Annotated in this window: 12 protein-coding genes and 1 riboswitch; of the genes, 8 read left to right on the top strand and 4 right to left on the bottom strand. The window is 74.4% G+C overall.

The annotated features are described in order from the left end of the window. Window positions 1-73 precede the first annotated feature (73 nt). The 3 genes from GYH36_RS03665 to GYH36_RS03655 all read left to right on the top strand — a co-directional run bounded on the left by GYH36_RS03665 (window position 74) and on the right by GYH36_RS03655 (window position 4,467). Complete coding sequence (locus GYH36_RS03665; RefSeq protein ID WP_162289141.1) at window positions 74-1,573, top strand: lactate/malate family dehydrogenase; 1,500 nt, start codon at window positions 74-76, stop codon at window positions 1,571-1,573. Between the two features lie 90 nt (window positions 1,574-1,663). Further along, on the top strand, window positions 1,664-2,746 hold the full coding sequence (locus GYH36_RS20230) for a PIG-L family deacetylase (protein ID WP_162289140.1): 1,083 nt from the start codon (window positions 1,664-1,666) through the stop codon (window positions 2,744-2,746). Then, the gene (locus GYH36_RS03655; RefSeq protein ID WP_162289139.1) at window positions 2,743-4,467 is read left to right on the top strand and encodes a sensor histidine kinase; all 1,725 of its coding nucleotides are present in this window, start codon (window positions 2,743-2,745) and stop codon (window positions 4,465-4,467) included. The genes GYH36_RS20230 and GYH36_RS03655 overlap by 4 nt, the downstream gene beginning before the upstream one ends. Window positions 4,468-4,473: 6 nt before the next feature. On the opposite strand, the gene GYH36_RS03650 is transcribed toward GYH36_RS03655, so the two are convergent. Genes GYH36_RS03650 through GYH36_RS03640 form a run of 3 tightly spaced genes read right to left on the bottom strand, consistent with a single transcriptional unit; the run spans window position 4,474 to window position 7,808 of the window. Further along, window positions 4,474-5,634: a hypothetical protein gene (locus GYH36_RS03650; protein ID WP_312028492.1), complete on the bottom strand. Its 1,161-nt coding sequence runs from the start codon at window positions 5,632-5,634 to the stop codon at window positions 4,474-4,476. Next, window positions 5,628-6,917, bottom strand: coding sequence for a glycosyltransferase family 2 protein (locus tag GYH36_RS03645; protein ID WP_162289138.1), 1,290 nt, complete (start codon window positions 6,915-6,917; stop codon window positions 5,628-5,630). The genes GYH36_RS03650 and GYH36_RS03645 overlap by 7 nt, the downstream gene beginning before the upstream one ends. A 3-nt stretch (window positions 6,918-6,920) precedes the next feature. Continuing rightward, window positions 6,921-7,808 carry an ATP-grasp domain-containing protein gene (locus GYH36_RS03640; RefSeq protein ID WP_162289137.1) on the bottom strand — a complete coding sequence of 296 codons (888 nt, stop codon included), beginning with the start codon at window positions 7,806-7,808 and terminating at the stop codon, window positions 6,921-6,923. Window positions 7,809-7,958: 150 nt separating this feature from the next. Beyond that, window positions 7,959-8,067: riboswitch (glycine riboswitch) on the top strand. A gap of 188 nt (window positions 8,068-8,255) precedes the next feature. Here GYH36_RS03640 and gcvP point away from each other — a divergent pair. The 5 genes from gcvP (at window position 8,256) to GYH36_RS03615 (ending at window position 13,913) form a co-directional block, all read left to right on the top strand. Then, on the top strand, window positions 8,256-11,228 hold the full coding sequence (gcvP, locus tag GYH36_RS03635) for an aminomethyl-transferring glycine dehydrogenase (protein ID WP_312028491.1): 2,973 nt from the start codon (window positions 8,256-8,258) through the stop codon (window positions 11,226-11,228). After that, the gene (gcvT, locus tag GYH36_RS03630) at window positions 11,225-12,448 is read left to right on the top strand and encodes a glycine cleavage system aminomethyltransferase GcvT (protein ID WP_155098435.1); all 1,224 of its coding nucleotides are present in this window, start codon (window positions 11,225-11,227) and stop codon (window positions 12,446-12,448) included. Before gcvP ends, gcvT begins: the two co-directional genes overlap by 4 nt. 37 nt (window positions 12,449-12,485) lie before the next feature. Further along, window positions 12,486-12,863: a glycine cleavage system protein GcvH gene (gcvH, locus tag GYH36_RS03625; protein WP_024842354.1), complete on the top strand. Its 378-nt coding sequence runs from the start codon at window positions 12,486-12,488 to the stop codon at window positions 12,861-12,863. A gap of 285 nt (window positions 12,864-13,148) precedes the next feature. Beyond that, window positions 13,149-13,403 carry a helix-turn-helix domain-containing protein gene (locus GYH36_RS03620; RefSeq protein ID WP_024842355.1) on the top strand — a complete coding sequence of 85 codons (255 nt, stop codon included), beginning with the start codon at window positions 13,149-13,151 and terminating at the stop codon, window positions 13,401-13,403. An 81-nt stretch (window positions 13,404-13,484) separates the two neighbouring features. Beyond that, window positions 13,485-13,913 carry a (deoxy)nucleoside triphosphate pyrophosphohydrolase gene (locus GYH36_RS03615; RefSeq protein WP_155098434.1) on the top strand — a complete coding sequence of 143 codons (429 nt, stop codon included), beginning with the start codon at window positions 13,485-13,487 and terminating at the stop codon, window positions 13,911-13,913. Between the two features lie 15 nt (window positions 13,914-13,928). Here GYH36_RS03615 and GYH36_RS03610 read toward each other — a convergent pair whose 3' ends face one another. Further along, window positions 13,929-14,516 carry a P-loop NTPase family protein gene (locus GYH36_RS03610; protein WP_312028490.1) on the bottom strand — a complete coding sequence of 196 codons (588 nt, stop codon included), beginning with the start codon at window positions 14,514-14,516 and terminating at the stop codon, window positions 13,929-13,931. Between the last annotated feature and the right edge of the window lie 176 nt (window positions 14,517-14,692).

Genomic DNA, 14,692 nt, shown 5'->3' with positions numbered 1-14,692 from the left:
GGTTCTTGCGCGCGCCCTCGCCCGAGCACAGGAAGATCTCCCGGGCTCGTCGGTCCGGACGTAGCCTGCCGGGGTGGACGTAGCGGTGGTGGGGGCGACGGGAGACGTCGGCCGGCAGGTGTGCACGCAGATCGTCGAGCGACGGGTGCTCCCGCCGACGGCGCGGCTCCAGCTCGTGGGACGCGCGGGCGGGGCGTCCGGACGGGCCGTGCACGGGCTGCGCGCCGACCTCGTCGACGCGTACGACGAGCACGCGCCCCTGCTCGACGTCGCGCACTCCCCCGAGGACGTCACGGCCGACGTGATCGTCGTCGCCGCGGGCCTCACGCCCCCGGCCCGGACGGGAGCCGACCCCGACCGCCGGGTCCTCGCCGCCACGAACGGCGCCGTGCTCGCGGAGTACGCCGACGCCATCGCGCGCCACGGGTCGGGGCACGAGGTGGTCGTCGTGGTGACCAACCCCGTGGAGCTCGGCGTCGCCGTCATGGCGGAGCGTCTCGGGCGGCACCGTGTGCTCGGGATGGGCGCGTGGCTCGACACGTTGCGGTTCCGGCGCGAGCTCGCGGTCGAGCTGGGCGTGCGGCGGCACCGCGTCGGCGGGTTCGTCGGGGGTCAGCACGGCGAGGACGCCGTGCCGCTGTGGTCGACGGTCCGCGTGAGCGGTCTGGACGCCGACGAGCGGGCCCGCGCCGTCGCGGCGCTGCGGAGGGGTCGCACGCTCGACGCGCTGCCCGCCGAGATCGCGGCCGCGAAGGACGAGCTCGCACGCGTCGCCGCGGCGGACATGGGTGCCGCGTTCGACCTCATCGACACGTGGCCTGCGGACCTACGGCTCGTCACGCGGCCCTGGATGACGCACCAGTCGGGCGCCAAGACGCCTGCCGGGACGGCCAGCGCGACCGTCGACCTGCTCGAGGTCATCCTCGACGGGCGCGAGATCGTCGTCGCCGGGCAGGTGGCCCTCGACGGCGAGCTCGACGGACGGCTCGACGGGACGCGCTCGGGTCCTGACGGCGACCCGCACCGCGGCGTGCTCGGCGTCCCCGTCGTGCTCGGCCCCGGCGGCTGGACGCGGGTCCTCCTCGACGAGCTGCCCGACGACGAGGCGCGCCGCCTCGCGCAGGCGGCGGACGGCATCGCTGCGACCGTCGCCGCGTCCGGGTCGGCGCGGAGCGCCGTGCCTGTGCCGTCGGCACGACTCGACGGTCCGCAGGGCGGCTCGGGGGACGGGGACGACGCGGGCGACGGGACGGACCGGGCCGACCGGACGGACCCGCGCGACCGGGCGGCGTCGGGCGGGGTCCGGGGCGCGGAGACGTCGTGGGTCGCGACCGTGCACGGGCTCGACCAGCCGGGCACGCTCACCGCGCTCACGGGCGTGTTCTCGACGCGCGGCGTGAGCTTCGACTCGCTGGCGACCGGACCCGTGGACGGCGACGGCCGGGCCGGCCGGATCGTCGTGACGTTCCGTGCGACGCCGCGCCGCACGCGGGCCCTTGAGCGCGCCGTCCGGCGCCTCGCGACGGTGCGCTGCGTCGTCGTGGAGCCGTCAGACCCTCCCGCGCGCCGCTGACGGCCCCCGCGCTCGGCCGGGACCGTGGCGAGCGACGCCGCCGATTGACGCGTAGCGTCGACGGAAGGCCGCCACGGCAGAGGGGGAAGCGTGTCCGAAGACCAGTACCGCGTGCTCATCCTCGAGGACGACCGCGACACGGCGGAGTTCCTGCGGATCGCGCTCGAGCGCTACGGCAAGATGTCGGCGGACTCCGTCGATTCGGTCGACGAGGCCGTCGAGGCGCTACGGCGGCAGCGCTACGACGTGCTCGTCAGCGACATCCAGCTGCCGGGCCGTTCCGGGCTCGACCTCCTGCCCGAGGCCCGGGCGATCGACCCGGCGATGCGCGTCATGATCGTCACCGCCTACCCCACCGTCGACCACGCGATCAGCGCGCTGCGCGAGTCCGCGGACGACTTCCTCGTGAAGCCCGTGGTCACGGAGGAGCTCGTCTCGCGTGCGACCCGGCTCGCGCAGCAGGCCCGGGCCCTGCGCTCCGCGACCCGGCAACGCGTCCTGGCCGTCGGAGCGCACCCGGACGACGTCGAGATCGGGGTGGGGGCCACGCTCGCCGCGCACGCCGCCGCGGGCGACCAGATCGTGACCCTCGTCCTCTCCGGCGGCGCGGTCGGCGGCGAGACCTCGGCTCGGCGCTCCGAGGCGGCCGCGGCGGCCGCCGTCGTCGGTGCGCGCCTCGTGCACCTCGACTTCCCGGACACGAGGCTCGACCCCGCGGCCGGGATGATCACCGCGATCGAGGACGTCGTCCGTGACGTCAGCCCGACCCGGATCTACACCCACGGCATCCACGACCGCCACCAGGACCACCGGGCCGTGCACGAGGCGGTCCAGATCGCCGCGCGAGCGGTCCCGGGGCTGTGGTGCTTCCAGATCCCCTCCTCGACGGTCGAGTTCGCACCCAACCGCTTCGTCGACGTCGACGGGTTCGTCGACACGAAGCTGGAGATGCTGGCCGCGTTCGCGTCCCAGTCGCACCGCGAGTACATGCAGCCGGACGTGGTGCGGGCCACCGCGCGGTACTGGTCGAGGTTCAGCCCGGCCCGCGACGCAGAGCCGCTCGAGACCGTCCGCGCCAGCGAGACGCTCGCGCACCCTGACGCGGTCCACGCCGCACCGGCGGTCGACGGGCAGGGGGCCGACTCGGGTCATGGGGTGGGCGGCGGACGGTGAGCGCGCCGCCCACGGAGCTCGGCGAGAGGTACCCGGTCCTGCGGCTCGGCTGGGCGGACGAGGACGCCGTCGCGCTGCGCCAGCTGCCGATCACGCTCTCCGTGGTGATCGCCGCCGTGGCGCTGTGGTGGATGGTGGAGCCGGCCCGCCCGGCGCTGCTGGTCGCGGCGGTCGTGCTCTCGGCCGGGGTGCTCGTGGTCGCGGCGCTCGGTCGCTGGGAGACGTGGCCCGTCTCGTGGCGCTTCGCGTGCTCGCTCGCCCAGATGCTCGCGATCGCCCTGCTCGACGCCGGGGCCGGGTTGCCGGCGGCGACCCTCGACATCCTGCTCGTCCTCCCCCTCGCGAGCCTGGCGCTCCGGCTCGGATCGGTCGGCCCCACCATCGGGCTCGCGGGCGCCGCCGTGGTCCTCCTCGTGCCGGTCGTCGCGGACATCGGCCGGGTGCAGCCGGTCCTGCACGCCGTCGTCACGTTCCTCATCCTCGCGACGCTCGCGCTCGGCATCCACGGCATCGTGACGCTCGCGCGGGGCCAGGCCGTCCAGCTGGCGCACGCCCGGGACGACCTGGTCGCGACGGCAGAGCGGCTCCGCGACTCGCGTGACACCCTGGCCGGGATCCTCGCCGCTGCGACCGAGCAGGCCTTCCTCGCCACCGACGTCGCGGGACGGGTGGTGTCCGCCAACACGGGCGCCGAGCGCATCCTCGGCCTGGGTGCGAGCACGCTCGTCGGGCGGGACGTCGTCGGCCTCCTCGGCGCGGAACCGGCCGCGACGAGCGGGGGCGGGGCCCCGGACGGCGCCGCACCACCGGTTCTCGCGACGACCGTCGGTGCCGCCGTGCACGGCGGTACCGAGGTGCACGAGCGCGACTACACGCTGCCCGACGGCGCACGTCGTCGGCTCGAGGTGGTCGTGACCCGGAGGCCGGCGCTCGCGGGTGCCGCGCCCGAGCTCCCGGCGGGCTACCTGTTCGTCGCGACGGACATCACGCGGCGCTACGAGTCGGAGCAGGAGCAGGACGCGTTCATCGGCCTGGTCAGCCACGAGCTGCGGACGCCGCTGGCGTCGATCCTCGGGTACGTCGAGCTGCTCGGCATGCGTCCCGAGGCCCTGGACGACGAGCAGCAGCGCTACCTCCAGGTCGTCGGGCGCAACGCCCACCAGCTCCAGACGCTGGTCGAGGACCTGCTCACCAGCGCACAGGTGGTCTCCGGAGCCTTCTCCCTCCTGCCCACGGAGCTGGACGTGGTCCGCGTGGTCCGTGACGTCGTCGTGGCCGACCGGCCCGTCGCGGACCAGGCGGAGGTCGAGATCGTCGCGGACGGCGACCCCGAGGTCCCCCTGCGGTCCGACGCGCGCCGGCTGGGGCAGGTCGTGGAGAACCTGCTCACCAACGCCGTGAAGCACAGCCCGCCCGGTAGCCAGGTGCGCGTGAGCGTCACGCGCGAGCACGACGACGGACCCACCCGCCGCGCCCGCGTCCGGGTCGTCGACCACGGGACGGGCATCCCGGCGGACGAGCTCGCGCACCTCACCGAGCGCTTCTACCGGACGCGGGACACGGTCCGCCGCCGCGTGCGCGGCGTGGGTCTCGGCCTGTCCCTCGTGCAGACCGTCGTCGACGAGCACGGCGGCAGCCTGACCATCGCCAGCGAGCCGGGCCGCGGGACCCAGGTGGACGTGCTCCTGCCGGACCTTCCGCCGGGACCGGATGCGCCGTAGGAGGCGCTACGGCGTCTCGTCCTCGCCCGCGTCCGGGTGCCAGACCGAGGCCAGCGCGCTCCAGTGCTCGTCCGTCATGAAGGACAGCGGGGTCACGTTGACCGCCCGCACCCCGTTCGTGGCCGCGAGCGTGGCGGCTCGCGCCATGACCTCCGGCGAGATGCGCGCGGTGCTCGCGGAGCTCCCCGCCCACAGGCCGACCGACACCGTGATGCGTGACATGTCGAACCCGGCTCCCGCGAGCGCCGCGGTCAACGCCTCGACGCTGCTGACGTCCCGCCCGCTGGGCTGGAAGTACGCCCAGACGGTCAGCCGGTCGACGGCCGTCAGCAGCACCTCGTAGTCGTGTCCGCTGCTCGGGACGCCGCGGGCGAGGTCGTCCCAGTCGACGCGGACCTCCATGGAGAGCGCGACCCGTGCCGTGTCGCCTCGCTGGACCTCGTCGAGCCCCGTCCGCATGCGCGTCAGGAGCCCGGCGAGCACGTCGGACCTCCAGCTCCCGAGCGCCGGCGCGTCCTCCTCGACCGCTCCCGACTCGTCGCGAGGCCAGTCCTGCGCTCCGGTCATCTCGCGGTAGAGCGCCAGGTCGTCGTCCCCGAAGGTGTAACGGTCGAGGAAGAGCTCGGTCACGGAGATCTGCGCGGGCTCGTACCGCCGCCCCAGCTCGACGACGTAGTCGACGAGCCTGTCACCCACGGGTCCCTTCGCGAGAGCGCTCGCCGAGGCCTGGTACTCCGCCGGCTGGCCGTCCGGCGACCTGCCCGCGAGCGACGGGTCCTGCTCGAGCCAGCGCGGGACGTACGCGTCGACGATGAGGCCGACGTCCCGGCGCGCTCCGTCAGGACCCTGCCCCAGGGCGCGTGCAGCCACCGCGAGGTGGTCCGTGCCCGGCTCGGCCGCAGCGTCCGGGTGGTCGTCCCAGTCGAACGCGGTGTACTCCACCCGGCCGGCGTTGAGCTCGACGGCGTTCACGCCGGCTCGGTCGAGGTGCTGGTCGATCGACGACCAGTCCGTGTCCGGGTCGGCGACGATGCCGAAGTCGACGCTGACCGAACGCAGGTCCTCGGGCGGGACCGCGGCTCGCATCGGCGGGACGGACGCCTCCCACGGGCGCGCCAGGACCACCGCGAGCACGAGCACCGCGACCACCGGGACCGCGATCAGCACGAGCCAGGGTCGTCGTCGGCGCGCAGCCCGGGGACCGACACGGTGCCGGTCCTCTCCAGCTTGTCCCATCGTCCCTCCGCGTCGGACGCCTCGAGGCGCGTCGCCTCCATCATGACCAGTGTCATCAGCGAGGAGTAGATCGGCCAGAGCGGCACCGTCCACAGGTACCGGAGGTCCCGTGGTGCGCGGTCGAGGAGGACCGCGAGCAGCAGGAGCGCCAAGGACAGCGGGATCCCCAGGAACAGGATCCACTCCCACCACGACGGGGGCAGCCAGCCTGTGCCCTCGACCACGACCAGGACGCAGAGCGCGAGCAGGGCGAGGATCTGGAGGAAGGGGCCCGACACCTGCGCGACGGTGTTGTAGAGGAGGTACGCCCCGAAGCGCCCGTACCGGAGGTTGCCGATCATCCGCCGGTGCAGCGCCGACACCTGGAGCAGGCCGCGTGCCCACCGCACGCGCTGTCGCCACAGCCCGCGCACGGTCGACGGCGACTCGGCGTGGACGAGGGCGTCGGGTGCGAAGGTCACGCGGTAGCCCGCCCCGTGCACGCGCCACGTCAGCTCGAGGTCCTCCCCCAGGGTGTCGGTCCGCAGGGGGCCCGTGCGCTCGAGCACCTCTCGGCGGAAGGCACCCACGTTCCCCGACACGACCGGGAGGCAGTCGACCACGTCGAGCGCACGCCGCATGAGCCCGGTGCCGACATGGCTGACGAGGGCGAGGAACCGGGTCAGCACGTGGTCGAGGTTGACGGGTCGGTCGTTCCCGCAGACGGCGCCGACGGTCGGGCCGCGGAACCCGCGCAGCAACCGGGTGATCGTGTCGGGGCGGAAGACGCCGTCGGCGTCGACGAGGAGCACGACCTCTCCGCGCGCGAGCGCGATGCCCCTGTTGAGGGCGGCGCCCTTGCCCGCGTTCTCCTGCCGCACGGCGCGCACGCGTTCGTGCGCCTCGGCCAGCCGCCGCATCCTGTCGTACGTGTCGTCGCGGGACCCGTCGTCGACGCACACGACCTCGAAGCGGGGGTAGTCGCTCCGCAGCAACGAGCGGATGCAGTTGTCGATGACGACGGCCTCGTCGAACGCGGGCACCACGACGGACACGAGCGGGGGCTCGCGCCACGTGGGACCCAGACCGGCGGGGCCCGGCACCTCGCGACGGCGGCGTGCCTCGAAGACGAGCGCGAACGGGACGAGGACGAGGCGGACGAGCCCGACGACCAGGAGCGTCGCGCCGAGGACGAGCACCAGTGCGGTGGCGACACCGGTGACGACGGTCGGCATCCCTCAGGCCGGCCACTCGCCGAGCACCGCGTCGAGCAGCTCGGGCGCGGACGCGGACACCGCGCCGAAGCGCGCGTTCACCTCCAGGACGACCGGCGTCCCGTCCCCCAGCCGACGAACGTCCATGTCGAGCGGCCCGACGAGCCCGAGTGCCTCGGTCGCGGCGCGCGCGACGTCGGCGACGTCGGCGGCGTCGCCCTCCGGGAGGCGCGTGACGGTCGTCGCGTTGCCGACCCGACCCTGCTTGCGGCCGGTCTTCTCGAGGACGACGACCTGTGTCTCGCCGGTCGTCGGGGACTGGTACACCTGGGGGCAGTACTCCGGTCCCGGCGCGAACGACTGGACGATCCACGAGGCGTCGAGCGTCGCCCACACCGGGTCGCGCGCGTCCTCCACGACGTGGACGCCCCGCCCTCCGCGCGCGACCCGCGGCTTGACGACCACCGGGCCCGCCGCCCAGTCCAGAGCCTGGGCGGCGGAGCCCAGGGCGTCCGCGGCGGCGTGACGGGGCACCTCGACACCCTGTCGGTCGAGAGCGAGCATCGTCAGGAGCTTGTCGGCGGCGGTCGCCGTCGGGCCAGGTCCGGCCACGACGACCGTGCCCGTCAGGCCGGCAGCCTCGGCGAGCACGGCGAGGTGCGCCAGCTCCTCGGAGACCGACGGGACGAGGAGGTCGGCCTCGTGCCGCCGGACGAGCTCGAGGGTCGCACGATCGTAGGCGGGTTCGCCCGCGGCGGGGACGGGGTCGACGCGCTCGAAGCCGGGGACGGCTCGGGGCGTGAGGTCCACGCCGACGGCGCGCACGTCGGGCCGCCGGGCGAGCTGGGCCCCCAGGGCTCGCCCCGCCGGGCCTGCTGCACCGGTGACGACGACCGTGCGACGCTCTCCCATCGTCCGAATGTACGGCGAGGCTCCGCGACCCGCAGGACCACGACCACGCGGTGCTGGCTCAGGTCGGCGACCGGTACGATGAGCCTCACAACTTCACGCTTCACCGGTGGTCCTGCGCGCCGTCGTCGGCGACGGGGCCGCCGTGCCGCCCGAACCACGACGGGAGAGCTCGGCACCACGGTCCTCACGACCGGGCGCCGGCGCCGAAGGAGCAACTCCTCCCCGGGAATCTCTCAGGCTCACGTACCGTCGGGGTGAGGCAACTCTGGAAAGCGGTCGTGCGGCCGGTGCTCTCGCGGGCGCCGGGCGGACGACCCACCGACGGTGCAAGTCGGCGCGCCCCGGCCCTCGTGGCACGGCGGACCGGCAAAACTCTCAGGTCGACGCGTGCGTCCGATGACAGAGCGGGGAGGGACCCGCCGTCGTCCCCTCCACCGGGAGTCCCTCGTGACCCAGCAGTCCTTCGACCCCAGCTCACGGCACAACGCCGCGTTCGGCGCGTTCGCGCCGCGCCACCTCGGCCCTCGCGGGCGGGAGGTCGGGGCGATGCTCGACCAGCTCGGCTACGCCTCGCTCGACGCGCTCGTCGACGCGGCCGTCCCGGCGTCGATCCGCTCCGAGCGTCCGCTCGACCTGCCCGCGGCGCGCACCGAGGCCGAGGTGCTGGAGCACCTGCGCGCGCTGGCCGGCAAGAACGTCGTCAAGACGCAGATGATCGGGCTCGGCTACTACGGCACGGTCACTCCCCCGGTGATCCGCCGCAACGTCCTCGAGTCCCCCGCCTGGTACACCGCGTACACGCCGTACCAGCCGGAGATCTCGCAGGGTCGTCTGGAGGCGCTCCTCAACTTCCAGCAGGTCGTCGAGGACCTCACGGGCCTGGACGTCGCGAACGCGTCGCTCCTCGACGAGGCGACCGCGGTGGCCGAGGCCGTCGCCCTCATGTGGCGGGCGTCGCGCGCGAAGAGCGGCTACGTGGCCCTCGACGCCGACCTCTTCCCCCAGACGCTCGCGGTGACGCTCGGTCGCGCGCACGCCGTCGGCCTGCCCGTGGTGGTGGCCGACCTGTCGGGCGGCCTGGACGCGGGGCTCGCGGCGGCCCGCGCCGCTGGGGCCTTCCCCGCCGGGTTGGACGACGACGCGCAGCTCGTGGGCGTCGTCGTCCAGCAGTCCGGGGCGTCGGGGCGCGTCGTGGACTGGCGTCCGGTCGTCGCGGAGGCGAAGGACGCGGGCGCGCTGGTCACGGTCGCGAGCGACCTGCTCGCGCTGACCCTGCTCGTCTCCCCCGGCGAGCTCGGCGCGGACGTGTCCGTGGGCTCCGCCCAGCGGTTCGGCGTCCCCCTGTTCTACGGCGGTCCGCACGCCGCGTTCATGGCGGTCCGCAAGGGCCTCGAGCGGTCGCTCCCGGGCCGCCTCGTGGGCGTCTCGGTCGACGCGGACGGCGACGTCGCCTACCGCCTCGCCCTCCAGACGCGCGAGCAGCACATCCGCCGCGAGAAGGCGACGAGCAACATCTGCACCGCGCAGGCGCTCCTCGCGATCGTCGCGTCGATGTACGCGGTGTACCACGGCCCGGACGGCCTGCGCGCGATCGCCGAGCGCACCCACGCCCACGCGAGCACGCTCGCGTGGGCGCTCCGCGCCGGCGGCGTCACCGTCGAGCACGACACCTTCTTCGACACCGTGCGCGCGGTCGTCCCGGGCCGCGCCGCCGCGATCGTCGCGGCCGCCGCCGACGCCGGCATCAACCTGTACAACCCGGACTTGGACCATGTACAGATCGCCTGCGACGAGACCACGACCCCCGCTACCGTCGCCGACGTGCTGAGCGCGTTCGGCGTCGCCGCCGACGGGCCGGCCACCGCGGCAGGAGCCGTGGACGCCCTGCCGGCCGAGCTCCGACGCGAGACCGGCTACCTCCAGCACCCGATCTTCCACCTGCACCGCTCCGAGACCTCGATGCTGCGCTACCTGCGCCGCCTCGCGGACAAGGACCTCGCCCTGGACCGCACGATGATCCCGCTGGGCTCGTGCACGATGAAGCTCAACGCGACGGCGGAGATGGAGGCCATCTCGTGGCCGCAGTTCGCGGACGTCCACCCGTTCGTGCCCGCTGACCAGGCCCGGGGCTACGAGGAGCTCATCGGCGGGCTGGAGTCGGCGCTGGCGGAGATCACCGGGTACGCGGGAGTCTCGGTCCAGCCGAACGCGGGCTCGCAGGGCGAGTTCGCGGGCCTCCTGGCGATCCGCGACTACCACGTGTCGCGCGGGGACACGGAGCGCGACGTGTGCCTCATCCCGGCGTCGGCGCACGGCACGAACGCCGCGTCGGCGGCGCTCGCCGGGCTCAGGGTCGACGTCGTGAAGACGGCCGAGAGCGGCGAGGTGGACCTCGACGACCTGCGCGCGAAGCTCGCCGACCACGGCGCGCGCGTCGCGGCGATCATGATCACGTACCCGTCGACGCACGGTGTCTACGAGGAGTACGTGCGCGAGGTGTGCGACCTCGTACATGAGGCTGGTGGTCAGGTGTACATCGACGGGGCGAACCTCAACGCGCTCGTCGGCCTCGCGCGGCCGGGCGAGTTCGGGGGCGACGTCTCGCACCTCAACCTGCACAAGACCTTCTGCATCCCGCACGGCGGGGGAGGGCCCGGCGTCGGCCCCGTCGCCGTCGCCGAGCACCTCGTGCCGTTCCTCCCGGGCGACCCCCTGGGCGCAGCGGCGCACGCGGCCGGCGCGGGGGCCGGGACCACCCCCACCGGCGGCACCCCCGTGTCGGCGACGCGGTACGGGTCGGCCGGGATCCTGCCCATCTCGTACGCGTACGTCGCGCTCATGGGCCCGGACGGGCTGACGGAGGCGACGAAGACGGCGGTCCTCACGGCGAACTACGTCGCGAGCCGCCTGGCCGACCACTACCCGGTCCTGTACACGGGGCCGAACGGGCTCGTCGCGCACGAGTGCATCCTCGACCTGCGGGGCATCACCGCGGAGACGGGCGTGACGGCCGAGGACGTGGCGAAGCGCCTCATGGACTACGGGTTCCACGCGCCGACGCTGTCCTTCCCCGTCGCGGGCACGCTCATGGTGGAGCCGACCGAGAGCGAGGACCTCGCGGAGCTCGACCGGTTCGTCGACGCGCTCGTCGCGATCCGCGGCGAGATCGACGCGGTCGCCTCGGGGCGCTGGTCGGTCGAGGAGTCGCCGCTGCGCGGCGCGCCGCACACCGCGGCGGCGCTCGTCGCGGAGACCTGGGACAAGCCGTACTCGCGCGAGCTCGCGGCCTACCCGGTCGCGAGCCTGCGCTCGGGCAAGTACTGGCCGCCGGTGCGCCGCATCGACGGAGCGCGCGGGGACCGCAACCTCGTGTGCTCGTGCCCGCCCCTGGAGTCCTACGTGACAGGAGACCTCGCATGACCGACCAGCAGACCGGCGCCGCGGCCGGCGACGACGCCGGGCGCCGCAGCCCGCTGCACGACGAGCACGTCGCGCTCGGCGCGAACCTCACGACGTTCGGCGGCTGGCTCATGCCGCTGCGGTACACGTCGGACCTCGCGGAGCACCGCGCGGTGCGCGAGGCCGCGGGGCTGTTCGACCTGTCCCACATGGGGGAGATCGAGGTCGCGGGGCCGCAGGCGGCGGCGGCGCTGGACCACGCGCTCGTCGGGAACCTCTCGGCGGTCGCGCCGGGCCGGGCGCGCTACACGATGATCTGCCAGGAGGACGGTGCGGTCCTCGACGACCTCGTCGTGTACCGGCTCGCGCAGGAGCGGTTCCTCGTGGTCGCGAACGCGGGCAACGCGGACCTCGTGGCGCGCGAGCTCGTCGCGCGCGCGGAGGGCTTCGACGCGACGGTGACGGACCAGGGCGCCGAGACGGCGCTCGTCGCGGTGCAGGGCCCGCGGGCGGAGGAGATCGTCGCGGGTCTGACGGACCCGGCGGACCCTGCGGCCGCGCAGGCGGTCCGGGACCTCAGGTACTACGCGGCGGTGCCGCTCGCGCTGCGGACGGACACCGGCCCGGTGGACGCGCTCGTCGCGCGCACGGGGTACACGGGGGAGGACGGCTTCGAGCTGTTCGTGCCCGCGGACCGTGCCGCCGACCTGTGGCGCACGACGCTCGCCGCCGGTGCGCCGCTCGGCCTCGTCCCGGCGGGCCTGTCCGCGCGCGACTCGCTGCGCCTCGAGGCGGGCATGCCGCTGTACGGGCACGAGCTCGACACGACGACGACGCCGTACGAGGCGGGGCTCGGCCGCGTCGTGAAGCTCGACAAGGTCGAGGCCGACGGCTCGCCGCTCGAGTTCGTCGGCCGCGCCGCGCTCGCGGCGCGACGCACGTCGGAGCCCGCGCGCGTGCTCGTCGGCCTTCAGGGCCTGGGGCGCCGTCCCGCCCGGGCGGGTTACGCCGTCGTGCTGCCCGACGCCGAGCCCGGGGGAGCGGTGGGGGAGTCCGCGCGCCGCGTGGGCACCGTGACGTCGGGTGCGCCGTCGCCCACGCTCGGGCACCCGATCGCGCTCGCGTACGTGACGCCCGAGCTCTCGGCCGAGGGCACGCGCCTCGCGGTCGACGTGCGTGGCCGCGCCGAGCCCGTGGTGGTCGTGCCCCTCCCGTTCTACCGTCGTCCCCAGCAGTCCTGACCCGCGCAGTCGTCCCGAAGACCCGAAGGAGAACCCCATGACCGAGGCCCAGTTCCCGGCCCACCTGCAGTACACGGCGGAGCACGAGTGGATCGACGGGTCGAGCCCGGCCGTCGTCGGCATCACCGCGACGGCCGCCGAAGCGCTCGGGGACATCGTGTACCTGGAGCTGCCCGAGGTCGGCACGGAGGTGACGGCCGGGAGCGTCGTCGGCGAGGTCGAGTCGACCAAGTCGGTGTCCGAGCTCTTCTCGCCGGTCACGGGGACGGTCGTCGAGGTGAACCAGGCCGCGATCGACGACCCGGCGGTCGTCAACTCCGACCCCTACACGGACGGCTGGCTCTTCAAGGTCGACGTCGCGGACACGGGCGACCTGCTCTCCGCCGAGGAGTACGCGGCGCACGTCGCCAGCTGATCTGACCGTCAAAGTGTGACCTAGATCACACTCAACGACCGGCGCTGGACGGCGTGTCGGGCACCCGCTCGACGCCGTCCGGCGCCGGTCGTTCTCGTGCGGTGTACGCCTCTGACCTGCGACGATGCCATACCGCACGCCGCCGGAACGCGCCCGCTGAAGTGCTCCTGAACCTCGGGTGAAAACTCGCGTCATGAACGGGACCTTGGTCCGTCTCTTCTTGTAGCAACACACCGGAACTCGCCACGTGGGGATGACGTGACCGGAGAGCACCTGGAGGAGAACATGAGCACCATCGAGCTGGTCCGCCCTGCTGCGGCCCCGTCGGACGCGATCGCCGCACCGATCGCTCCGCTGACCCGTCGTGAGCGGGTCGTCCTGTCCAACCTGTCTGAGGACGTCACGCTCGAGCAGATCGCCACCAAGCTCTTCGTCACGCGCAACACGGTCAAGTCGCAGGTCCGCAGTCTGTACCGCAAGCTCGGCGTCTCGACGCGTGCCGAGGCCGTCGCCTGGGCACGGGCCGCCGGCCTGCGCTGACGCGCCGGGCCGGCCGTCCCGGCCGGTTCCACGGTCTGCCGCCGTCACCCGCGGGTCACGTCGCCGTGCGACACTCCGCGTATGACTCTGCGCAGACTGGTGGTGGCCGCGGCGATCGTCGACGACCTCGTCGCTCCGCGGTTCCTGCTGAGCGCGCGCAGGTCGCGCCCGGCGCACCTCGCCGGACGCTGGGAGTTCCCCGGGGGCAAGGTCGACCCCGGCGAGACCCCGACGCAGGCGCTGCACCGGGAGCTGCGCGAGGAGCTGGGCGTGACCGTCGAGCTCGGGGACGAGCTCGTGGGGCCCGACCACGGGACGTGGATCATCACGGACCGGCACGTCATGCGGCTGTGGTTCGCCCGGATCACGGCCGGGGAGCCGCTGCCGCTCGTCGAGCACGACGAGCTGACCTGGCTCGACGCCGGGTCCTGGCTCGACGTGGACTGGCTCGACGCCGACGTCCGGATCGTCGAGGAGCTCGCGCGGCAGGTCGCGGCCGAGGCCGTCTGACGCCGCGTCGTCCCGTCAGGCGCTGTCGGCCGCCGGGAGGGCGGCGAGCCAGCGCGCGGTCTCGCGGCGCGACCGGAGCCTGACCACGGTGACGTGCGGCGCGGTGTGGGCCACCTGCGCGGGCAGGTCGCGGTACGCGTGCCGGGTCGTCCAGGCCCACCGGACGATGTTCTCGTCCGGTGCCCGGTACCACGTGCGCCACAGAGGCGGCTCGACGTTGCCGTTCCACAGCACCTCGCGCCGGACCGACCGACGCACGGTCCGCACGACGACCTGGCGCATCGTCACGTGCGTCGGCAGGTCGAGCCAGACGAGGACCTCCGCCCGCGCGAGGACGAGCGGTCGCGCCGCCCGGTACTGCCACTCGGTGACGAACGTGTCCTGCGCGACGAGCGCGCGGACGTCGTCGAGGAAGTCCGGCCGCGGCGTCCAGCCGGGGCCGTGGTGGAGCGCGTCGAGCTCGGTGTACGGGAGCCCCAGGCGCGCGCCGAGCCGGCGCGCGAGGGTCGTCTTGCCCGATCCCGAGACCCCGGCCACGGCGATCCGCCGCGGCACGTGCCCGAGGCGCGCGACGACGTCGTCGTCCGGTCCGAGGCAGAGCACCGCACGACCGTACCGAGGTGGTGGTGCCGTGAGAAGGCGAATTCGGTCGCGGCCCGGGCGGGTCCGGGCCGCGGCCGCCGCGCCTCCCCGCCGGGGCGTCAGCCGCCCGGCTGGACCCAGGGGGCGGGCGCCGGGGGAGCGACGACCGGCGGGCGGTGGCGGCAGCTCGGCGCGTT

This window comes from Cellulosimicrobium composti (genome assembly GCF_010287905.1).
Classification (GTDB): Bacteria; Actinomycetota; Actinomycetes; order Actinomycetales; family Cellulomonadaceae; genus Cellulosimicrobium; species Cellulosimicrobium composti.
The sequence above is the reverse complement of the archived record's forward strand: the minus strand, read 5'-3'. Positions and strand labels throughout refer to the sequence as shown.

What these genes read in the sequence shown, in the direction of transcription:
- GYH36_RS03645 (WP_162289138.1), bottom strand. Translation starts at nt 6,917, where the DNA reads ATGCCGACCGTCGTCACCGGTGTCGCCACCGCACTGGTGCTCGTCCTC.
- GYH36_RS03640 (WP_162289137.1), bottom strand. Translation starts at nt 7,808, where the DNA reads ATGGGAGAGCGTCGCACGGTCGTCGTCACCGGTGCAGCAGGCCCGGCG.
- gcvT (WP_155098435.1), top strand. Translation starts at nt 11,225, where the DNA reads ATGACCGACCAGCAGACCGGCGCCGCGGCCGGCGACGACGCCGGGCGC.
- gcvH (WP_024842354.1), top strand. Translation starts at nt 12,486, where the DNA reads ATGACCGAGGCCCAGTTCCCGGCCCACCTGCAGTACACGGCGGAGCAC.
- GYH36_RS03620 (WP_024842355.1), top strand. Translation starts at nt 13,149, where the DNA reads ATGAGCACCATCGAGCTGGTCCGCCCTGCTGCGGCCCCGTCGGACGCG.
- GYH36_RS03615 (WP_155098434.1), top strand. Translation starts at nt 13,485, where the DNA reads ATGACTCTGCGCAGACTGGTGGTGGCCGCGGCGATCGTCGACGACCTC.